The sequence below is a fragment of the Thermomicrobium roseum DSM 5159 genome (assembly GCF_000021685.1).
GTDB lineage: Bacteria > Chloroflexota > Chloroflexia > Thermomicrobiales > Thermomicrobiaceae > Thermomicrobium > Thermomicrobium roseum.
Genome location: NC_011959.1, coordinates 101,020 through 121,159, shown reverse-complemented (window position 1 = coordinate 121,159; position 20,140 = coordinate 101,020). Strand labels below are relative to the sequence as shown.

General features: G+C 64.2%; 25 protein-coding genes. 10 read left to right on the top strand and 15 right to left on the bottom strand.

All coding sequences use genetic code 11. The annotated features are described in order from the left end of the window. The first annotated feature begins 12 nt into the window (after window positions 1–12). The 4 genes from TRD_RS00555 to rimM all read left to right on the top strand — a co-directional run bounded on the left by TRD_RS00555 (window position 13) and on the right by rimM (window position 1,996). Window positions 13–345, top strand: coding sequence for a heavy metal-binding domain-containing protein (locus tag TRD_RS00555; protein ID WP_012641529.1), 333 nt, complete (start codon window positions 13–15; stop codon window positions 343–345). A 474-nt stretch (window positions 346–819) separates the two neighbouring features. After that, window positions 820–1,119: a 30S ribosomal protein S16 gene (gene rpsP, locus TRD_RS00550; protein ID WP_012641528.1), complete on the top strand. Its 300-nt coding sequence runs from the start codon at window positions 820–822 to the stop codon at window positions 1,117–1,119. A gap of 12 nt (window positions 1,120–1,131) precedes the next feature. Further along, complete coding sequence (locus tag TRD_RS00545) at window positions 1,132–1,479, top strand: KH domain-containing protein (protein ID WP_012641527.1); 348 nt, start codon at window positions 1,132–1,134, stop codon at window positions 1,477–1,479. Continuing rightward, window positions 1,442–1,996 carry a ribosome maturation factor RimM gene (gene rimM, locus TRD_RS00540; protein WP_012641526.1) on the top strand — a complete coding sequence of 185 codons (555 nt, stop codon included), beginning with the start codon at window positions 1,442–1,444 and terminating at the stop codon, window positions 1,994–1,996. Before TRD_RS00545 ends, rimM begins: the two co-directional genes overlap by 38 nt. On the opposite strand, the gene hisIE is transcribed toward rimM, so the two are convergent. Genes hisIE through trpE form a run of 10 tightly spaced genes read right to left on the bottom strand, consistent with a single transcriptional unit; the run spans window position 1,981 to window position 10,936 of the window. Continuing rightward, a complete protein-coding gene (gene hisIE, locus TRD_RS00535; RefSeq protein ID WP_012641525.1) occupies window positions 1,981–2,637 on the bottom strand; it encodes a bifunctional phosphoribosyl-AMP cyclohydrolase/phosphoribosyl-ATP diphosphatase HisIE in 657 nt (218 codons plus the stop codon). The genes rimM and hisIE overlap by 16 nt on opposite strands. A gap of 8 nt (window positions 2,638–2,645) precedes the next feature. Next, the gene (aroF, locus tag TRD_RS00530) at window positions 2,646–3,704 is read right to left on the bottom strand and encodes a 3-deoxy-7-phosphoheptulonate synthase (protein WP_012641524.1); all 1,059 of its coding nucleotides are present in this window, start codon (window positions 3,702–3,704) and stop codon (window positions 2,646–2,648) included. Beyond that, entirely contained in the window at window positions 3,701–4,117 is a 417-nt protein-coding gene (aroH, locus tag TRD_RS00525) for a chorismate mutase (RefSeq protein ID WP_012641523.1), read from the bottom strand. Before aroH ends, aroF begins: the two co-directional genes overlap by 4 nt. 6 nt (window positions 4,118–4,123) lie before the next feature. After that, window positions 4,124–4,954, bottom strand: a complete 831-nt coding sequence (gene trpA / locus TRD_RS00520) for a tryptophan synthase subunit alpha (RefSeq protein ID WP_012641522.1) — start codon at window positions 4,952–4,954, stop codon at window positions 4,124–4,126. Then, entirely contained in the window at window positions 4,954–6,168 is a 1,215-nt protein-coding gene (trpB, locus tag TRD_RS00515) for a tryptophan synthase subunit beta (RefSeq protein WP_012641521.1), read from the bottom strand. Before trpB ends, trpA begins: the two co-directional genes overlap by 1 nt. Then, entirely contained in the window at window positions 6,165–6,857 is a 693-nt protein-coding gene (locus TRD_RS00510) for a phosphoribosylanthranilate isomerase (protein ID WP_012641520.1), read from the bottom strand. Before TRD_RS00510 ends, trpB begins: the two co-directional genes overlap by 4 nt. Then, window positions 6,842–7,669 (bottom strand): indole-3-glycerol phosphate synthase TrpC, encoded by an 828-nt coding sequence (gene trpC / locus TRD_RS00505; protein ID WP_012641519.1) that lies wholly within the window; start codon window positions 7,667–7,669, stop codon window positions 6,842–6,844. The genes TRD_RS00510 and trpC overlap by 16 nt, the downstream gene beginning before the upstream one ends. Then, the gene (trpD, locus tag TRD_RS00500) at window positions 7,666–8,712 is read right to left on the bottom strand and encodes an anthranilate phosphoribosyltransferase (protein ID WP_012641518.1); all 1,047 of its coding nucleotides are present in this window, start codon (window positions 8,710–8,712) and stop codon (window positions 7,666–7,668) included. Before trpD ends, trpC begins: the two co-directional genes overlap by 4 nt. Further along, window positions 8,709–9,320 carry an anthranilate synthase component II gene (locus tag TRD_RS00495; protein WP_012641517.1) on the bottom strand — a complete coding sequence of 204 codons (612 nt, stop codon included), beginning with the start codon at window positions 9,318–9,320 and terminating at the stop codon, window positions 8,709–8,711. Before TRD_RS00495 ends, trpD begins: the two co-directional genes overlap by 4 nt. Beyond that, window positions 9,317–10,936, bottom strand: coding sequence for an anthranilate synthase component I (trpE, locus tag TRD_RS00490; protein ID WP_012641516.1), 1,620 nt, complete (start codon window positions 10,934–10,936; stop codon window positions 9,317–9,319). The genes TRD_RS00495 and trpE overlap by 4 nt, the downstream gene beginning before the upstream one ends. Window positions 10,937–11,735: 799 nt before the next feature. Here trpE and TRD_RS00485 point away from each other — a divergent pair. Continuing rightward, the gene (locus TRD_RS00485) at window positions 11,736–11,945 is read left to right on the top strand and encodes a hypothetical protein (RefSeq protein ID WP_012641515.1); all 210 of its coding nucleotides are present in this window, start codon (window positions 11,736–11,738) and stop codon (window positions 11,943–11,945) included. Between the two features lie 54 nt (window positions 11,946–11,999). Further along, entirely contained in the window at window positions 12,000–13,913 is a 1,914-nt protein-coding gene (locus TRD_RS00480) for a methyl-accepting chemotaxis protein (RefSeq protein ID WP_169302272.1), read from the top strand. A 245-nt stretch (window positions 13,914–14,158) separates the two neighbouring features. Here TRD_RS00480 and TRD_RS00470 read toward each other — a convergent pair whose 3' ends face one another. From TRD_RS00470 to TRD_RS00450, 5 genes are read right to left on the bottom strand one after another with little or no spacing between them, the layout of a single operon-like run. After that, window positions 14,159–14,647, bottom strand: a complete 489-nt coding sequence (locus tag TRD_RS00470; RefSeq protein WP_012641512.1) for an ATP synthase subunit B family protein — start codon at window positions 14,645–14,647, stop codon at window positions 14,159–14,161. A 4-nt stretch (window positions 14,648–14,651) separates the two neighbouring features. Continuing rightward, entirely contained in the window at window positions 14,652–15,155 is a 504-nt protein-coding gene (coaD, locus tag TRD_RS00465; RefSeq protein WP_012641511.1) for a pantetheine-phosphate adenylyltransferase, read from the bottom strand. Further along, window positions 15,152–15,739 carry an RsmD family RNA methyltransferase gene (locus TRD_RS00460; protein WP_012641510.1) on the bottom strand — a complete coding sequence of 196 codons (588 nt, stop codon included), beginning with the start codon at window positions 15,737–15,739 and terminating at the stop codon, window positions 15,152–15,154. Before TRD_RS00460 ends, coaD begins: the two co-directional genes overlap by 4 nt. 12 nt (window positions 15,740–15,751) lie before the next feature. Next, window positions 15,752–16,609, bottom strand: a complete 858-nt coding sequence (gene pheA, locus TRD_RS00455) for a prephenate dehydratase (RefSeq protein ID WP_012641509.1) — start codon at window positions 16,607–16,609, stop codon at window positions 15,752–15,754. Window positions 16,610–16,660: 51 nt separating this feature from the next. Beyond that, window positions 16,661–16,915: a eukaryotic translation initiation factor eIF-2-beta/eIF-5 family protein gene (locus TRD_RS00450; RefSeq protein WP_012641508.1), complete on the bottom strand. Its 255-nt coding sequence runs from the start codon at window positions 16,913–16,915 to the stop codon at window positions 16,661–16,663. Between the two features lie 168 nt (window positions 16,916–17,083). Here TRD_RS00450 and thpR point away from each other — a divergent pair, with 168 nt between their 5' ends. The 4 genes from thpR to prmC are packed head-to-tail and all read left to right on the top strand — an operon-like array spanning window position 17,084 to window position 20,137. Continuing rightward, a complete protein-coding gene (gene thpR / locus TRD_RS00445) occupies window positions 17,084–17,683 on the top strand; it encodes an RNA 2',3'-cyclic phosphodiesterase (RefSeq protein WP_226980702.1) in 600 nt (199 codons plus the stop codon). After that, on the top strand, window positions 17,680–18,189 hold the full coding sequence (locus TRD_RS00440) for a TIGR00725 family protein (protein ID WP_012641506.1): 510 nt from the start codon (window positions 17,680–17,682) through the stop codon (window positions 18,187–18,189). The genes thpR and TRD_RS00440 overlap by 4 nt, the downstream gene beginning before the upstream one ends. After that, window positions 18,186–19,277: a peptide chain release factor 1 gene (prfA, locus tag TRD_RS00435; RefSeq protein WP_012641505.1), complete on the top strand. Its 1,092-nt coding sequence runs from the start codon at window positions 18,186–18,188 to the stop codon at window positions 19,275–19,277. Before TRD_RS00440 ends, prfA begins: the two co-directional genes overlap by 4 nt. Window positions 19,278–19,285: 8 nt before the next feature. Continuing rightward, the gene (gene prmC, locus TRD_RS00430; protein ID WP_012641504.1) at window positions 19,286–20,137 is read left to right on the top strand and encodes a peptide chain release factor N(5)-glutamine methyltransferase; all 852 of its coding nucleotides are present in this window, start codon (window positions 19,286–19,288) and stop codon (window positions 20,135–20,137) included. The last annotated feature ends 3 nt before the right edge of the window (window positions 20,138–20,140 follow it).

The following is a 20,140-nucleotide window of genomic DNA, read 5'->3' as shown; positions in this document are numbered from 1 at the left end:
GGGGAGAGCAGTATGGCATCCGATCTGCTCATCACCACCACGACGGCGATCGAGGGACGACCGGTCAAAGAGTATCTGGGCGTGGTGACGGGGGAAGCTATCCTGGGAGCGAACATCTTTCGCGACATCTTCGCCAGTATCCGCGATATCGTCGGTGGTCGCTCCGGAGCCTACGAGAAGGAGCTGCGCAAGGCGCGCGAGATCGCCTTCCAGGAGATGGCCGAGGCAGCCCGCCAGCTCGGTGCCAACGCAGTGATCGGAGTCGATATCGACTACGAGACGATCGACATGGGCGGGAGCAACATGCTCATGGTCACCGTCTCGGGTACTGCAGTCCGGATCTAAAACCGGGCAGAGACGAGAGAAAAACGCCCGCCGTGGCGGTCTACCAGAGATGTCAGCCTGGAATCGGTCGCGCGCTGTGCTTCGATCCAGCCGACCGGCGCGGCGTGGGATGGTTGGGAGCGACTGGTTCGCGTAAACCCACAGCGTTCACCGGTCATCCGATCTCTCTACTGAGACCAGCGTTGCGGAGTCAGAGCGGGTATCTCGTGTCTCGCTCTCGTTGCACTCCTGAGCGTCCAACACGTTGGAGCAGCGCCGCTCTGCAGCAACGCTTCGCGACAGGCGCTCTCGAGTGCTCGGTCTGCACGCTGCCCGGGTATCAGGACAGGACTACCGCGCAACAGGGCTCGAGCGATTGACGCCTTCCCACATTGCCTGCTACAGTTGCCTGGTGCCGGTCGGTGGTCTGCACCGATCGCCTGCTGTTGCTGTCGATGGACTGTCGGACAAGCCGGAGGGTGGAGCGAGCAGAAGATGATCAAGCTGCGCCTACGCCGCATGGGGAAGAAGAGGCAGCCGCACTACCGGATCGTCGCGGCCGAGGCACGTTGGCCCCGCGATGGCCGGTTCATCGAGGTTATCGGGTATTACAACCCCCGCACCGATCCGTATACGCTCGAAGTGAATGTCGAGCGAGCGCGGTGGTGGCTCGAGCATGGGGCACAGCCGACTGATACGGTCCGTGCTCTCTTGGTTCGTGCCGGCGTCCTTCCACCGCGTCAGCAGAACGAGGCCAAGCGCGAAACTGCCGAAACCGCGCAGCCCGAGGCATGAGGAGCGTGAATCGTGCAGCGCCGCGACGGCCAACGACCACCCCAACGTCCGCCGCGCCGCGAGCGTCCACCGATCGACCCAGACCTGGCGATGAACCGGCTCGCGACGCTCGTCCGCTATATCGCGGGCCAGTTGGTCGATGATCCGGACGCCATCCAGGTGCGCGCCCGGCGTCGCGGCCGCGCGGTCATTCTCCGTCTCTCAGTGCCACACGACCAACTGGGCAAGGTGATCGGTCGGGAAGGAAAGATCGCCCGCGCGATCCGCACGATGCTCGGCATCGCCGCCGTGCGGCAAGGTGTCCACGCCAGCCTCACCATCGATGACCAGATCGACGCCCAACCGACAGCCACCAGTTGAGCGTCCAGCGTCTCCCGAGCGACTGTCGATCGGTCGGATCGTCGGTGCGCATGGGGTGCGCGGCACCGTGAAACTGAAGATCTGGACCCATTTCCCTGAGCGCATTCCGCATCTCGAATACGTCTACCTGGGCGAGGAGCCGACACCGCGTCGGCTGCTCCGCGCTCGGGTGCAGGGTGATCTCGCTTTCCTCCAGCTGGAAGGTATCACGACGCGCAACGAAGCGGAGGCCATGCGCGGCGTCGTTGTCCGGATCGACCGCAGCCAAGCGGCCCCTCTGGGTGAGGACGAGTACTACCAGTTCGAGATCCTCGGGTTGCAGGTGGTGGACGAAGCAGGAAACGTGCTCGGACGCGTGATCGAGATCTTGGAGACCGGCGCGAACGACGTCTATGTCGTCCAGCGACCGGATGGAAGCGAACTCCTCCTTCCCGCCATCCGCTCGGTCATCCTCGCGGTCGACCTCGAGCAGCAACGCCTGGTCGTTCGCCCGCCGCGTTACTATGACGAGGAGTGACGACCTCGGCGCGCCTGCAGGACCCGCCAGACCTCTCCAGCAGGAACACCACTCGCCTGCAACAAGACCAAGAGATGGTAGAGGAGATCGGCTGCTTCCTGGGCGATCGCCTCGGGCTCGCCGTTCTTGGCGGCGACTATCACCTCAGCCGCTTCCTCGCCGATCTTCCGCGCGATGCGATCGACTCCGGCCTGGAGCAAGGCGCTGGTATAGGACCCCGGCTGTGGTTCGACTGCTCGTGCCGCGATGATGCTGGCGAGCTCGTCGAGGATCGTGGCGTTCACTGGATCCTGGGACGTGCCCACGAGCGGTTCCGTATCGAAACAGCTCGGACGACCAGTATGGCACGTCGGGCCATGCGGGTGGACCCGCGCGAGAAGGGCGTCCCCATCGCAATCAGTGCGCAGCTCGACCAACTCCAGGACGTGCCCCGACGTCTCGCCCTTCATCCAGAGCCGCTGACGACTCCGACTCCAAAAGTGCACTCGCCCTGTCTCGACTGTCCGTCGCACCGCATCGGCATTCACGTAGCCGACCATGCGGACCTGACCGGTCGTGGCATCCTGCACGATCAGCGGAACCAGCCCATCCGCGCCGAAGCGAATGGCACCCAGGAGCCGAGCGAGTGCGTCGTCGCTCATGCACCCTCCTAATCGGCCGGCGAGAGACTGGGCTCGGCAGTCGCCACGCCGCGGAGGGAACGGCCGACCGCCCGGGCGACGGCGGCCAGCTTGGGCATCACCGCAGCGAAGTTCTCCGGAGTGAGCGACTGGGCGCCATCGGAGAGCGCATGGTCCGGATTCGGATGCACCTCGACGATCAAGCCGTCGGCCCCAGCAGCGACAGCAGCCAACATCATGGCGGGAACCATGAACCAACGTCCAGTGCCGTGGCTTGGATCGACGATGATCGGCAAATGACTGAGGTGCTTCACTGCTGGAACCGCGTTCAAGTCCAGCGTGTTGCGCGTGAAGGTCTCGAAGGTGCGGATACCGCGCTCACACAGGAGCACCTGCTCGTTCCCCTGCGCGACGATGTATTCAGCAGCCAAGAGCCATTCCTCGATCTGCACCGCCATTCCGCGCTTGAGGAGAACCGGCTTCTTGGCTCGTCCCACCGCCTCCAGCAAGAGATAGTTCTGGCAGTTGCGGGCACCGATCTGCAGCAAGTCGGCGTACTCGGCCACGAGATCCACATGCTGGGCACTGAGTACCTCGGTGACGATCGGGAGCCCAGTTTCTTCGCGCGCCTTGGCCAGCAGTTTGAGTCCTTGCTCACCTAACCCGCGGAACTCGTAGGGGGAGGTGCGCGGCTTGAAGGCACCGCCGCGCAGCATGCTGGCGCCCGCCGCCTTGACTGCTCGAGCCGTCTCGAGGATCTGTCGCTCATTTTCCACCGAGCAGGGGCCAGCGATGACCACGACCTCGTTTCCGCCGATCGTCACGTCGCGCACCTGGATCACGGTGTCCAGTGGGTAGAACTCGCGACTGACCAGCTTGTAGCGCTTGCTGACACGGATCACCTCCTCGACTCCCGGCAAGCGCTCGAGGGCCTCCTTGAGCGTATCCGGCAACGGTGATCCGACGACCCCGATCACCATCCGCTCGGCACCGGGAGCGAGCTTGGTTTGGAAACCGAACTCGGCGACCCGATCGATCACTGCCTGGATCTGCTCCTGGGTCGCACCTGGCTGCATGACGACGATCATTGCTCAGCCCCTCCCATTCCTCGGCGATCTTCGGTCAGCACAGTCAGGTCTTGTCCGAACTCGGGACGCAAGACACGGGCGCCACGCAGATAGACATGCCGGATTTCGCGCGGCGACTTCTCGGTATTGACATGCATCAACACCCGCACCACCCCCATCGGCGCACCGGGAACGTCCATTTCGTGGGCGCAGAGCAACGGAACATGGATCCAGCCGAGTTCGCGTGCGGCGACGGCTGGAAAGGTTGCGGTGAGGTCGCGCGTCGTCGTGAAGATGATGCTCGCGATCTGGTCCGGCTCCACTCCATTGGCCTCGACGAGCGCGAGCAAGAGCTCGCGGGTCGCTTGGACGATCGCTTCCGCGGTGTTGGCCTCGACTGTCGTCGCCCCCCGGATCCCGCGACACTGGACCATCGTCGCTTACGACCCCTCCCCGACTGGTGCGACCGCATCCGCTCCTTGCCGCAACCAAGCGATGAACGACTCCGCCGCGGCAGCCTGTCCCTCCGGTGGCTCTCCAGCCAGGCGATCGAGCAGCGCACTCCCGACGACGACCGCATCGACCAGCCCCCGTGCCTGACTCACGTGCTCCGGTCGCGAGATACCGAAACCGAGCGCGAGCGGGAGAGCGGTCACTGCTCGCACGCGCTGCAGGAAGGCTGGCAGATCGTCCGGCAGACGCTCACGCGCTCCGGTCACGCCGGTCAGCGAGACGCAGTAGACGAAGCCACTCGCACGAGCGGCCACCTCGCGCAGATGTCGATCGGTGCTCGTCGGCGCCACCATAAAGATCAGGTCGCGCCCGGCCGCCCGACAGAGGGCGTGGAGTTCGTCGCTTTCGTTCGGTGGAAGATCCGGCACGATCACGCCGTCGACGCCGACCTCAACACACGCATGAACAAACCGCTCCAGACCATACTGGAGCAGTGGATTGAAGTATCCCATGAAGACGAGCGGAACGTCAACACCCTGCTCACGCAGCCGCGCTGCCGTCTCCAGGCAGAAGCGCACCGTCACCCCATTGGCCAGCGCGACATGGCTCGCCCGCTGGATCGTCACACCGTCCGCCAGCGGATCGGAAAAGGGAATCCCCAGTTCCACTGCGCACGCTCCGCCACGCACCAGAGCAGGAACCAGTTCCAGCGTACTCTCCCGCTGCGGATAGCCGATCGTGAGATAGGGGATGATCCCCAGTTGCCCTCGTGCACGCAACGCCGCGAAGGCGTCAGCGATCCGGCTTGTCCGTCGCATCACAGTGTCACCCCCAGCGCACTCGCGACCGTCTGCATATCCTTATCGCCTCGTCCGGAGAGATTGACCACGATGACCTGGTCGCGCGGCCGCTCCTTGGCCAACCGCACCGCCAGAGCGATCGCATGAGCCGATTCCAAGGCCGGGATGATTCCCTCTGTCCGGCAGAGCAGCTGGAACGCCGCGAGAGCCTCCGCATCGGTGATCGCGTGGTACTGCGCGCGACCCGTCACCTTGAGATAGGCATGCTCCGGCCCCACCCCCGGATAGTCGAGGCCAGCCGCGATACTGTGCGCTTCGACGATCTGCCCATCCTCGTCCTGCAACACGAACGACCGCGAGCCATGCAGCACGCCGACACGACCAGCCGTCAAGCTGGCCGCATGCCGTCCGGTCTCGATCCCTTCTCCAGCAGCTTCGGCACCGTGCAGTTCGACCGACTCGTCTTCCAGGAAGGCTGAAAAGATACCGATTGCGTTCGACCCCCCACCGACGCAGGCAACGACCGCGTCAGGCAAGCGTCCCACTGCGGCCAAAACCTGCTCGCGCGTTTCTTTCCCGATCACCGACTGGAAATCGCGCACGATCATCGGGTACGGGTGCATCCCAGCGACCGACCCCACGAGATAATAGGTGGTCCGCACGTTGGTGACCCAGTCGCGGATCGCCTCGTTCATCGCGTCCTTGAGCGTGCGGCTTCCCGAACTGACCGGTCGGACTTCTGCCCCCAGCAGCTTCATGCGGAAGACGTTGAGCGACTGACGCTGCACGTCGAGTTCGCCCATGTACACGACGCACTCGAGACCGAGCATGGCACAGACGGTCGCGGTCGCAACTCCATGCTGCCCAGCACCGGTCTCGGCAATCACGCGCGGCTTCCCCATGCGCTTGGCCAGGAGACCCTGGCCGACCGCGTTGTTGATCTTGTGTGCGCCGGTGTGCGCGAGGTCTTCCCGCTTGAGGAAGATGCGGGCACCTCCCACCGTCTCGGTCAGACTCGCAGCGTAATAGAGTGGCGTGGGGCGGCCGACGAAGTCGCGCAACAATCGCTCGAACTCGGCCTGGAAAGCAGGATCACGGCGGGCATCCTCGTACGCCGCGATCAGTTCCTCGATCGCTGGCAGGAGCGTCACTGGCGCATACATGCCCCCGAATTCCCCAAAGCGCCCACGCTCGTCGGGAAGCTGTCGTACTGGCTGGGTTCTGGTCGTCATCGCATTCCTCCGATCCGTATCTCCGCCGGTCGATCGAGGGTCAGGAACGCGCGGCGCGCTGCCGCGACGAACGCCTGCATCAGCTGAGGGTCCTTGTGCCCGTCGCGCTCGATCCCGCTGGAAACATCCACACCCAGCGGCCGGACGAGCGCGATCGCTTCCGCTACCGTCTCTGGGCGCAATCCGCCAGCCAAGATGATCGGAAAGCGCGCAGCGAGTTCGGCTGCCAGCGTCCAGTCGACGATCTGGCCGGTCCCACCCAAGAGGGACGGATGATAGGCATCGAGCAGGATCGCGAGCGGGTTCCGTTCTCGACTGAAGTACGGCGCGATGCGGTCGCAGGCTGCCTCCAGGCTTTCGCCTGGCCGCAGCCGGATCGCTTTCAGGGCTGGCCAACCGAGCCGGGCGAGAACCTCTGGCGGCTCGTTCCCGTGGAGCTGGACGAGATCGAGCTCGAGCGCGCTCGCGATCATCGCGATCTCGTCGACGGGAGCATCGACGAAGAGTCCAACGATGCGCGGCGGATTCCGCGACTCCCGTACCGTTCGGCAGATGGCGCGAGCCTCTTCGAGCGAAACCCGACGCCGGCTCGGCGCGAAGACCAATCCGATGAGATCCGCGCCGGTCTCGATCGCTGCTCGTGCGTCCTCCGGCGTTCGCATACCGCAGAGTTTCACGAGCCCCGGCATCGGACCACCTCCACGCTCCCCAGTGCCTGCACGATCGCACGACGATCCGGCGCCATCATCAACGCCTCACCGACCAGAATCGCATCGATACCAGCCCGCGCCAGCCGTTCGACATCAGCGACTGAATGGATGCCACTCTCGGCGACCACGACCCGATCGGCCGGAACGAGCGGCGCCAGCCGCTCGCTGACCGTCAGGTCGACCGTGAAGGTCCGGAGATCGCGGTTGTTGATCCCGATGACCCGGGCACCGGCTTCCACTGCGGTCGCCAACTCCGACTCGTCATGCACTTCGACGAGCGCCTCCATGCCCAATTCCCAGGTGACGCCGAGGAGCTCGGCGAGCTGCCAGCGATCGAGCACTGCGACGATCAGGAGGACGGCGTCTGCACCATGGGCCCGCGCCTCCACGATCTGATAGGGATCGAGCAGGAAATCTTTGCGCAGAACCGGTACGGGTCCCGGGCTGGCATGCGCCAGCCGTGCAACCACTGCGAGATCCTTGAGACTCCCGTGGAAAAAGGGTTCGTCAGTCAGCACCGAGAGAGCAGCGGCCCCACCCGCGAGATAGTCCATCGCCACTGCAGCAGCATCAGCCTCAGGAGCGAAGAGGCCACGCGAGGGGGAGCCGCGCTTGACTTCGGCGATGACGCTGACTCGATCAGCGCGCAAGGCCGGTACCAACGGGACCGGCGGCGCTTGCTCGTGGGCCTGTGCCCGGAGTGCACCCTCTGGTACCCGGCGGCGACGCTCAGCCAGGTCCGCACTCGTTCGCTCGACGATGCGGTCGAGGACGGTTCCCGTTCGTGTCACGAGGGCACCTCCGCCTCAGCCAGCGCGTTGGAGAGCACCTTCAGCCGCTCCAGGCGGTCCAGCGCGGCACCACTGTCGATCGCGTGGCGAGCCAATTCCAATCCCTCGGCGAGCGACTGCGCCGCGTCCGCCGCAACGAGCGCGGCAGCCGCGTTGAGCAACACCACATCGCGTGCTGGGCCGCGCGCTCCCTCCAGGACAGCACGAACGATGCGCGCATTCTCTTCGGCAGTGCCGCCACGCAGCGCATCGCTGGGAACCCGCTCGAGCCCGAGCGACTCTGGCTCGAGCGTCCAACGTCGGACCTCGACTGTCCCGTTGCGCCGGACCTCGTACACCGTCGTCGGCGCGCCGAGGCTGATCTCGTCCAAACCATCCGCCGAGTGGACGACCAGCGCATGCTCGACATCCAGCAGGGCGAGAACCCGCGCCACCGTCTCCACGAGTTCAGGCATCGCGACTCCGAGAAGCTGGTAGCGCACGCGGGCTGGATTCGCGAGAGGGCCGAGCACGTTGAAGACCGTTCGAAAGCCGAGTTCTCGCCGCACCGGCGCCGCATGCCGCAGCGCGGGATGGAAACGCTGGGCGAACATGAAGCCGATCCCTGCCTCCTCGACACAGCGTGCCACCGCGCTCGGGTTCAGGTCGATCCGGACGCCCAATGCCTCCAAGACGTCAGCCGATCCGGCTCGGCTGGACATCGCCCGGTTGCCATGCTTGGCGACCGGAACCCCCGCACCAGCAACGACGAAAGCAGTCGCCGTGGAGATGTTGAAGGTCCGGTTCCCGTCACCACCGGTCCCCACGACATCGATGACCGGCTGCGCAAGCTGGAGTTCCACCGGGATCATGTGGGCTCGCAGCCCTTTGACGAAGCCAGCGATCTCGGTTTCACGCTCGCCACGCATGCGGAGTGCGGTCACCAGCGCCGCGATCTGTGCTGGGGTAGCCTCCCCCGTCATGATGGCGCTCATCGCCTCCATCGCCTCGTCGATGTCCAGGATCTGGCCTGCAACGACCTTCTGCAGCACCGATCCGATCATGCGGTACCCCCTTTCGAAGAGACGAGCTCGCGCTGGTGCGTGTCGACCTGGTGCAGAAAGTTGCGGAGCAGTTCTTTACCGACCGCCGTGAGAATCGATTCCGGGTGGAACTGCACTCCCTCGACGAGCCCTGTCCGATCGCGTACTCCCATGATCACGCCATCCTCGCTCCGGGCTGTGACCACGAGGTCCTCCGGCAGGCTTTCCTCCTCCACCATGAGCGAGTGATAGCGGGTAGCCAGGAACGGGTTCGGCAAGCCAGCGAACACTCCCTTCCCGTCATGCGTGATCCAGCTCGTCTTGCCGTGCATGAGTCGGGGAGCCCGAACGATGCGCGCTCCGTAGGCTGCCCCGATCGCCTGGTGTCCGAGGCAGACACCGAGGATCGGCACGCGACCACGAAAACGCTGGATGACCGGTACCGAGATCCCCGCCTCACGCGGTGTGCAGGGCCCCGGCGAGACGACGATGCCAGCAGGCGCGAGATCCTCGATCTCCTCGACGGTCACTGCATCGTTGCGGAACACTACGAGGTCGGCACCCAACTCAGCCAGATACTGGACCAGGTTGAAGGTAAACGAGTCGTAGTTATCGATCACGAGGATCATGCACGACCTCCTCGCTGTTCGGTTTCCAATCGTTCGGCCTGCTCGATGGCGCGCACCAGTGCCCGCATCTTGTGATGGCATTCCTTGTGTTCGAATTCCGGCACGCTATCAGCGACGATCCCCGCTCCTGCTTGGAGAAAGGCCCGTTGGCCTCGCATCACGATCGTTCGGAGCGTAATCGCGGTATCCAAGTTGCCGCTGAAGTCGACGTAGCCGACGGCTCCCGCATAGGGACCGCGTTGTTCTGGTTCCAGTTCAGCGATGATCTCCATGGCGCGAACCTTCGGCGCACCGCTGACCGTTCCGGCCGGGAAACAGCTACGCAGCGCATCGAGCGCGCTCAGGTCCTCGCGGAGCCGGCCAGCTACCTCGCTGACGAGGTGCATGACGTGACTGTACCGCTCGACGACCATGAGGCGGGGCACATGCACTGTCCCGGGCTGAGCGACACGACCGATATCGTTGCGCGCCAGATCGACGAGCATGATGTGCTCAGCACGCTCCTTTTCGTCGGCAGCGAGCTCTTCCGCTAATGCGGCATCTTCTTCCGGTGTGCGACCTCGCCGTCGCGTCCCGGCGATCGGATGGGTGGAAAGCTCGCGACCATCGACTCGGACGAGCATTTCGGGAGACGCACCGATCAGCGCATCGTCACCGAGGCGCAAAAAGTACATGTATGGAGATGGATTGATCCGCCGGAGCGCTCGGTAGATCGTGAACGGATGGGCACCCGTCTCCAGTTCCTGGCGCTGGGAAAGGACCACCTGGATGACGTCGCCAGCCGCAATGTACTCCTTGGCTCGCTCGACCATCGCGACGTACTGAGCGGGCTCGACGTGCGGGCGAAGCCGAGCCTCGACCGATTCCGGGTCAACCGGCCCGGGACCGAACGGGATGACTGGTGGCCGGCGCAAGCGATCGACCAACCGCTCGATCCGTTCGACCGCGTCAGCGTATGCTTGGGCGAGCGATATTCCCTCTTCCACATGCACGTGGCTAACCACGGCGATCGTATGCTCGAGATGATCGAAGACGAGCATCGAGTCGACGAGGAGGAAGACCGCTTCCGGCATTCCGAGCGTGTCGCGCGGTGCTGCGGGAACGCGCGGCTCGAAATAGCGAATGGCCTCGTAACCGAGGTAGCCGACCGCCCCACCCAGGAAGCGCGGCATGCCCGGCAGGTGGACTGTCCGATAACGTGCGAGCAAGCGCTCGAGGAAGCGGAGCGGATCGCTGAAGGTCGTCACCTGCTCCGCCGTGGGAGGCTCATAATAGTCCGCACCGCCGAACGAGGCGAGGGCTGGTGCGGCGAAGGCCGTTCGGGTGCCGGTACGGCGCAGACGGGCGCAGCCGCGGTCGAGTTCGACGAGCAGAAACGGATCGGTCCCGATGAAGGAATAGCGAGCGAGACGCTCCCCACCTTCGACGCTTTCCAGGAGGAAAGCGTAGGGCTCGCTGGCCACCTTGAGGAACGCCGACACAGGTGTCTCCAAGTCAGCGTCGAGTTCGCGATAAATCGGGATCACTGTCGCTTCGCGCGCGAGGACTGCCACCTCTTCGAGTGAGGGGTGATAGCGGCGAGCTGGCGAGCGAAGAGCTGCATCCGTTCTCGTCATCGATTCGCCTCCGGTGGATGGATTCCCAAAGAAAAACCCTCCGTCCCGTCAGGGACGGAGGGGTCAGGCTCCGCGGTGCCACCCTGGTTGGATGCCATCGAGAAGGCATCCCACCTCGACCGGTACGGGATCGCTGTGCGATCCGATACCGAGCTCCGGATAACGGTGGAGCCTCCGGCGCCGCCTACTTGCCCGAGGCGTTCGGGGCGCGACTCCCGGATCCATTCCGTCCAGCCGCGAGCACCGGTCTCGCACCACCCACCGGCTCGCTGCGCCCCGTGCCGGACGTACTCGCTCCGTTCGTCGTCGTTACCGGTCTTGCGTTGTTCCTCCCGCTAGTATGCGGGAAGCACGTCGTGTCGTCAAGTGCCAAAAGGCAGCTCGGATCAGTCAGCGTGGCGAGTCCTCACGTTCACGCATTCCGGTTCCCGAACCAGAACACCTCCGACTCTTTGCGGTGACCCACCGCAAGCCGGCAGGAGAGACCATCGAGGGCCGACAAGTCGACTCGCTGAGACCAGAAATCCCGTTCTCGGCAGCTGCGACGACCAACGAGAGCACAACGCATGATGCGCCTCCGGTACCGCTCGGCGCTGGACCGAACGCATGCATCGCCACGAGTCAGAGGTCGCCGCGAAGATTCCGACCAAATCGCCTGGTTTTCCTGTTCCAGACGCAGTGAATGTCCAGGAATACCTTACCGACGCGAACAGGACCTTTTGGTCCCCTGAGAAGCGCAGCGTTCGCCGTTATCGATCCTGGGGGAAAAGGACTGGCGGTATCTCGAGGGAGGATTGGAGTGGTCGGGTTCATCGCACGGTTCCGACTCGGCTACCAGATGGGACTGATGGTGCTGGTGTTCCTGACCGGGTTCATCCTCTCCAGCGCGGTCAGCATGTATGGTCTGCGACAAGTCATGGTGAACGGCCCGTTGTATCAGCAGATCGCCCGCGATCAGGAATTGATCGCCGATATCTTGCCACCGCCGGCCTACATTGTCGATGCCTAAGCCAATGTCCTCCAGCTCAAGTTGGCGATCGAGAACGGCGCGGACGAGGAAACGGTGCAGCGCCTCCTGGCCGATAGCCAGAGAACGCGCCAGGACTATGAAGAGCGGCTCTCCTATTGGAGAAGCGTACTGCCAGAAGGTGAGATCCGCCAGTCCTTGACCGAACAAGCAGCGGATCCTGCCCGCGAGTTCTTCGACATCCGCGATCGCCAGGTGATTCCCGCTCTCCTCGCCGGGGAGACAGCTCGTGCGGAGGAACTCATCTGGAACGAGCTTCGACCCCGTTTCGAGGCGCACCGCAGCGCAATCGACCGCACAGTCGAACTCGGGTACGCCTCGGTCAACAACTCGGAGCAGTCTGCCGAGGGTGTCGTCGCTCGAGTCAACGTTCTCGTTCCCGCTGTCAGTCTCATCAGCGCACTTTTGGCCACCCTCTTGGCCGCGCTCATGGCCCGCCTCTTGACCAAGCGCCTCGGACATGTGGCCAAGGCTCTCGACGAACTCACGACCCATGACATACCCGCCCTCGAGCGAGCGCTGGGTGCGCTCGCCCGCGGTGACCTGCGAGCGACCGTCTCGTTCAAAGTGCGGCCGAGCGAGCTGACTGGGCGAGACGAAGTAGCGACACTGATCGGAGCCTACAATCGTCTCCAGTCCGCTCTGGGTAATGTGGAACAGAGTTTTCGCACACTGGTCGAGGGCCTCCGCGACATGGTCACCAGCCTCAGAGGCGCGGCTGCTCTGATCAACGATGTCGGGGCTGACGTCCATCGGCGTGTCGAACAGACGACCGTCGCCATCCAGAGTATGACCGGCGCGGCTGAAAGAGTCGCCCGCGGAAGTGCCGATCAAGCCAATGCACTCACCGGATTGCGTCAGTCTTTGACCGAACTGGCTCAGACCAGTGACGCGCTCGCCAAGGCCGCTGCTGACCAAGCACGGGTCGTGCACCAGGCATTCGAGTTGGCTTCCGAGATCAACCGGCAGAATCGGGAGGCGGCGCAAACCGCCCGCGCGGTCGGTCGACTCGCAACAGAGCACGCCCAGCACGCACAGCGAGGACAGCGAGCGGTCGAGCGTACACTCGGCGCGATTACACGCGCTCAAGCCAAGAGCACCGAGGCGCAGAAGCGCGTGGACGAGATGGTCAAGCATGCACAATCGATCGATCAGGTGCTCACGATCGTTCGCTCCATCACCGAACAAACGAACCTGCTCGCACTCAACGCCGCGATCGAGGCAGCGCGAGCCGGGGAAGCAGGACGAGGATTCGCCGTGGTCACTGAAGAAGTCCGGAAGCTCTCCGCCAATGCTGCCGAAAGCACGACGCACATCGCCGAACTGGTCCACCAGTTGCAGAACTCGGCAGCGTCTGCCGGGCAGGCAGCGACCGAAAGCCTCGAGGCGATGACCGGAGTCGTTACCGAAACCAACACGGTCTCGGATCTCTTCGAATCCACCGCCGAGGCAGCCCGCGAACTCGCGACGTTGAGCGAGCGTGCACTCACCCTGGCCGAGCAAGCCCTGAAGAGTGTCGAATATCTGCGTGCACAACTCGAGCAAGCCGCATCGACAGTCGAGGAGACGAGCGCTGGGACTGCCGAACTCGCGACTTCCGTGGCAACCATCAGTACCACCGCTTCCCAGCTTTCTGCGATCGGGGAAGAGAATGCCCAGGCAAGCGAGCACGCGAGCAACGCGATGGAAGAGATCAGCCACGAACTCTCAGAGGTGGCTCACAATGCGCAAGCCCTGTTCCAGCTCGCCCAGCAGCTGCTCCGAGAGACGGAGCGCTTCCTCCTCGATCAGCCGGTTGCACACGCGCAAGCCGATTCCAGTCGGCGCCTGCTCCCAGTGGACTCCGTCCACTCCCTGGGCGACGGGCTTGCCCTTCCAGTGGCAGCGAGTCGTACCGGGTCGCTGATGCCTGCCCCCAGCCGGTGGACGAACGGTCATGGAGAGCCGTGATTGCGTCAGACGCCGTCACTCTCCATGTCCCTGGAGCCGCGCTCGGTCGAGGAGGTCGAGAAACTCACACCCGGACTCAGGAGTGTTGCCCTTCTGCTGCCAGACCGCGCTCAGCACGTCCGAACCGCGCGAGCGAAGCCGACGATCCTCCCGGGCTTCGCTCGCGCGCAACTCAACGCTCGTCGCGCTCACCTCCGCCTTCGATGACTCGACGATCGATCGTGATCCCCGAGGCAGAGACACGCTCAGAGCTTGAGTTCGGTCTTGACACGCTGGACGTGCTGGAGCGTGCTCAAGGCCGCCGCTTCGATCTGCTCCAGCATCTGGCGCACGTACTCGTCAGTCTCGCTCATGATGCGCTGTTTTCGTTCCATAGCCTGGCGGAGCATCTCTTCACAGCGCGCGCGGGTCTCGTTCATGATCCCTTGCTCACTCATCAAGTACTGGGCACGCTCTTGCGCGGTGGCCAGGATCCGCTGGGCCTCGAGCTGCGCCTCCGCGATGATCTGCTGGCGGTCCTGCAAGACGCGTCTCGCTTGGCGGAGTTCACGGGGAAAGGCCTGTCGCAGGCTATAGACCAAATCCAAGAGCTCGTGCTCATCGATCATCAGACTATTGCTGAACGGCATCCGCCGACTACGCTCGGCGAGCTCTTGCAAGCGCTCGAGGAGCTGATAGAGATCCGGAGCCGGCTCGGCAACCGGATAGCCACGCAGTTCATCCACCGACGCCATCGCCCTACTCCCGTACGAGTGTCCGGAACTTCTGCACCAGCGCCTCGGCCACGTGGTCGGGGACCAGGCCCGTCAAGTTCCCGCCGAGCTGCGCCACCTCCTTGATCATGCTCGAGCTGATGAAGGAGTACTGCGAACTCGTCATCAGGCACACGACATCCACGTCCGGCGCCAGATGACGGTACATGTGCGCCAGCGAGAACTCGTACTCGAAGTCGGAAACTGCCCGCAGCCCCCGAACGATCGCCTGTGCCCCGACGGCACGAGCGTAGTCTACCGCGAGCCCGCTGAAGACGTCAACGCGCACATTCGGCAGGTGACGCAATGCCTGTTCGGCCAAAAAACGACGCTCCTCGGCGCTGAAGAGGGGTTGCTTGGCTCGGCCCTCGTGGCCAGCATAAATGCCGACGATCAGAAAATCGAACAGCCGCGCCGCCCGCTGCACGACATCGACATGCCCGTTGGTGATCGGGTCGAACGTTCCCGGATAGAGCGCTCTATGGCTCACGGATCCCCCTCGTCTTCTGCTTCAGCTCGCTCACCTCGCCGAATGACGTAAATCGCCACGCAGCTGTCGCCATGACAGCGATCCCGGAGCTGCTCCAGACCATCGAGCCGTTCGGGCATCGGTACGCGCGGCGAGTGGCCGACCACGAGGATGGTCCCATCCCGAACATGAGGGGACCGCGCGACAGCGAGCATCGTCTCGTGGATCGTCGGATCGGCATACGGAGGATCCATGATCACGAAATCGTAGGGCTCGCGGGGCGGCCGGCGCAGGAAGGCTTGAACAGTCGTGCAATGCACTGCCCCTCGATCAGCGAAGCCAGTCGCAGTCAGATTGTCGCGGATCACCGCGCAGGCCGCCGCGCTCCGGTCCACGAAGTCGACCCAGCGCGCACCGCGCGAGAGCGTTTCGATGCCGATCGCTCCACTCCCGGCATAGAGATCGAGCACCCGCTGCGGGCGGATGCCGAGCGAGTCCAGCATGCTGAACAGCGCCTCGCGGATCTTGTCCGCCATCGGGCGCGTGCGCAACCCGCGCGGGGCTTTGAGCCGACGCCCCCGGGCACTTCCGCCGATCACCCGCATGCTCGTCTCCCGTCAGCGCGATCCGCGCGTCCCATTCAAGCCGTCCTCGTCCCGCGGGTACGATCCGAAGATTTTCAGCTCAGCAGCCTTCTCGGCGACCCGCTCGAGGGCAGCCGCGATGTGCGGATCCTTGCGATGCCCTTCGATGTCGACCAAAAAAACATATTCCCCCAGCACTGATTTCATCGGTCGACTCTCGACCTTGGTCATCTGAATGTTGGCGACGGCGAGTTCGTTCAAGACTTCGACCAAAGCACCCGGCACGTTGCGCTTGACCGTGAAGCACAAGGAGGTCCGATCGACACCGGTCGGCTCGGCATCCTGGTGAGCCAGGACGACGAACCGCGTGGCGTTGCTCTTCTGATCCTGGATATCGCGGGCCAGGACGACTGCCCCGTAAAGCTCGGCTGCCCGCAGCGTCCCGATGGCCGCACGGGAGCGGTCCTCGCTGCGCATGACCTCGGCGACGGCCGCAGCCGTGCTGAGCGCCGCCACTTGCTCCGCCTGCGGCAGACAGCGCTCGAGGAAGCGCCGGCATTGGGCCAACGCCTGTGGATGAGAGAGCACGACGCGGATCTCCTCCAGCCGCGTACCCGGATGAGCGAGCAGGAAGTGCCGCACCGGCAAGATCAGTTCAGCACAGATCTTGAGGTCAGTCTCGTGGATGAGAAGATCGACCGTGGTGCTGACTGTTCCCTCCAAAGAGTTTTCGATGGGAAGGATGGCCCGGTCGGCCAATCCCGTCTCGACAGCCGAAACGAGGGCAGGCATGGAACTGAACGGGATCAGTTCCGCCGACTCCCGCTCCGCGTAGCGCAACGCTGCCTCTTCAGTGAAGGTTCCTGGTGGTCCCAGATAGGCGAGCCGCACGCCTCACGTCCTCCCGCCGCCTCGCTCGTCCCCGCCGGACAGGATACTCAATCAGCCGGTCCGCGCTCGCCGTCCGCTCAGGAGAAGCTCGCGTACTGGCTGCCTGGCTCCGCACTGCCGGCAGATCAAGACTGCTCCCTGCGACGTCTCCTCGACTGTCGCGCAGAGCGCGTAGAAACGACGCCGGCGCATGAGCGCGAGCGGGGCACCGCACTGTGGACAGGGAACGAGACGCCCGCGGAGACGCTCCGGCGGGAAAGGAAGCCCGAGTTCTTGCCAGCAATCGATCGGTTCTCTGCTCTCCACAGTGCCGGCGTCCTCCCTACTGATGATGGTACGTCGCGGAGTCGGAACGATGTGACGGGAAACGAGGGGAACTCGCGACTCACTGCGAGCGCCAGCCGAGAGCCAGCGCCTACCCCAGCATGCTCAGGCACCACAAAGCTGCGATTGGTATACTGAAAAACGAGAACGATGAGGCCACGAGGTCGTGCCGCCATGCGTGAAGAGTGGCGGCTTTTTGCCGCCATACCGGTTCCAGATGATGTGCGCCAGCGGGTCGCCGCGGCTATCGCGCATCTGCAAGCACGCGGGTACCGTGCCAAGTGGGTCGATCCGGAGGCAACGCACCTCACTGTCAAGTTCTTCGGATCGGTCGCGACGGATAGCCTGCCGGACCTCACGCGCGCGCTGCGTAAAAGCGTGACCGGTCTTGCTCGCTTCGAGCTCCAGGTGCATGGTGCGGGGGCGTTCCCACACCCACTGCGCCCGCGGGTCCTCTGGCTCGGCATCGATGGGGAGACGGCGCCGCTCGCTCAGCTCGTCGAGCAGGTCGAGCGTTCCGCTGGTTCCTTTGCTGAAAAGACCGACGAGCGGCCATTCCATCCGCATCTCACGCTTGCCCGCGTCCGGCCGGAGGACTTGGCGACGCTGCGTGCCCTGCCGCAGGAACTCGAGCGACTCGCTCGATTGCCGCCGCTCCCGTTCACCGTCGACCGGCTGACGTTGTATCGGAGCGAGCTCTTCCGTTCCGGGCCTCGCTACACCATCATTGAGGAGTTCCTGCTCCGATGAAATCAGCAAGACACGTTGCGGTCTGCGGCCCGCACGAGGCGACACCGGAGGAACAGGCACTGGCCGAACGCCTGGGAGAACTCCTGGCCGTTTCTGGTCTGACGGTTGTCTGCGGCGGTCGCGGTGGGGTCATGGCGGCCGTGTGTCGGGGCGCCAAACGCAGAGGGGGTCAGACGATCGGTATCCTACCTGGCACCGATCCGTCAGACGCCAACGAATGGGTCGACCATCCGATCTGTACTGGTTTGGGTGAGGCACGCAACGTTGTCGTCGTCGCTTCCGGGCGCGTGGTCATCGCGGTCGGCGGCGGACTTGGTACGCTCTCCGAGATCGCATTGGCACTCAAGTTGGGGCGCCCAGTGATCGCCCTGCGCTCCTGGCCGCTCGATGCCTCTCTACTCTCACGGGCTGGCGCCACGATCAGCGAGGTCGCCACACCAGAGGAAGCAGTCAACCAGGTCCTCGCTGTCCTCAGCGTTCAACCCACCGGAGGAGCAGAGCTGTGACGACTCAGACGGTATCCGTACTCGACAAACTCGCCGAACTCGAGCAGCGCTTCGATGAGGTGGAACGACAGCTCGCCGATCCGGACGTCGCCACCGATCCTCAGCGCGTGGCACAACTGGCACGCGAGCGAGCGGAACTCGAGGAGATCGTCGCGCTGTACCGCCAGCTCAAGGATATCGACCGGCAAGTCGCTCAAGCGGAAGAACTCCTGGAGGCCGAGGATCCCGATCTGGTGGAACTGGCTGCCGAGGAGATCGACCGGCTGCGCGAGTACCGCGAGACGATCTATCAGGAGCTGCGGCGTCGTCTCGTCCCGCGCGATCCGAACGACGAGAAAGACGTCATCGTGGAAATCCGAGCGGGTACTGGAGGCGAAGAGGCTGCGCTCTTCGCGGCCGATCTTTTCCGCATGTATACCCGCTACGCGGAGCGACAGGGTTGGAAGGTGGAGGTGCTCTCCAGTAGCCCGACCGAACTCGGAGGATTCAAGGAGATCATCTTCGAGGTGCGGGGCAAGGGGGCCTACAGCCACTTCAAGCACGAGAGCGGTGTCCACCGCGTTCAGCGCGTTCCGATCACCGAATCGTCCGGCCGCATCCATACCTCGACGGCGACCGTCGCCGTGCTTCCCGAAGCAGACGAGGTCGAAGTGCACATCGACGAAGACGACTTGCGCATCGAAGTCTTCCGTTCCAGTGGACACGGTGGACAGAGCGTCAATACGACCGACTCAGCCGTGCGGATCACGCACCTTCCGACTGGAATCGTCGTGAGCTGCCAAGACGAGCGGTCGCAGCTCAAGAATCGTCTCAAGGCGATGGCGGTCCTCCGGGCACGGCTCTACGAACTCCAACGACGCAAGCTCGAAGAGGAGCGGACCGGGTTGCGCCGGCAGCAGGTCGGCACAGGTGAACGGGCAGAAAAGATCCGCACGTACAACTTCCCCCAAGACCGTGTGACCGATCATCGTCTCAAGCTGACGGTCAACAACCTGCCAGCCGTACTGGACGGCGAGATCGATATCTTCATTCAGGAACTGCAAGCGCTGGAAATGGCCGAACGCCTGCGAGCAGCTGGCATCGACTGAGCGGGCCCGTGCTCACGTTGCGCGACGTCTTGCGCCGAGCGACCGAGCGGCTGCGCCAGAGCGGCAGTCCCACGCCGCGGCTGGATGCCGAAGTGCTCCTCTGCCATGTGCTCGGCATTGACCGTGCCGAACTCTATCGCCGACTTCCGGAGCAGCCACCGGGTACGCTGGAGCGGTTTTGGGAACTCGTCGCCCGGCGGGAACGCGGCGAGCCGGTAGCCTACCTGACCGGCCATCGCGAGTTCTACGGCCTCGATTTTCTCGTCACACCGGAGACGCTGATCCCCCGTCCAGAGACAGAGTTCCTCGTCACCTGGGCAGCCGAACGACTGCGCGCACGGCACGACGAGCCCCGCTGTGTCGACGTCGGAACCGGTTGCGGGGCGATCATCGTCTCGCTCGCCGTGACGCTGGGGAAGCAGCATCCAGCAGTGCTCGTTGGAAGCGACCGCTCGCTGGCAGCCCTCCAGGTGGCTCGCGTAAATCGCGAGCGACTGGCGCCCGGGCGCGTGCATCTCGTGTGTGGCGATCTCTTGAGCTGGTGTCGGGGACCGCTCGATTTGGTGGTCGCCAATCTCCCGTATCTTCGCCCAGACCAGTGGCACCCCGGTCTCGCTTGGGAACCCGCGGAAGCACTCTTCGCCCCGGACGAGGGATTCGGCTGGTATGCTCGCCTGCTCCCGCAAGTTGCCACGCTGCTGCGGTCCGGTGGTGGTTGCATCGTCGAGATCGATCCAGCACAAGCAGAGCGGGCGCTTTCGACAGCCCGCTCCCTCTTTCCACACGGAAAGATCGCGATACGACGCGACCTCGCTGGCTTGTCTCGCTACCTCACCATCGAGCTGCCCGATCCAACCTGATCG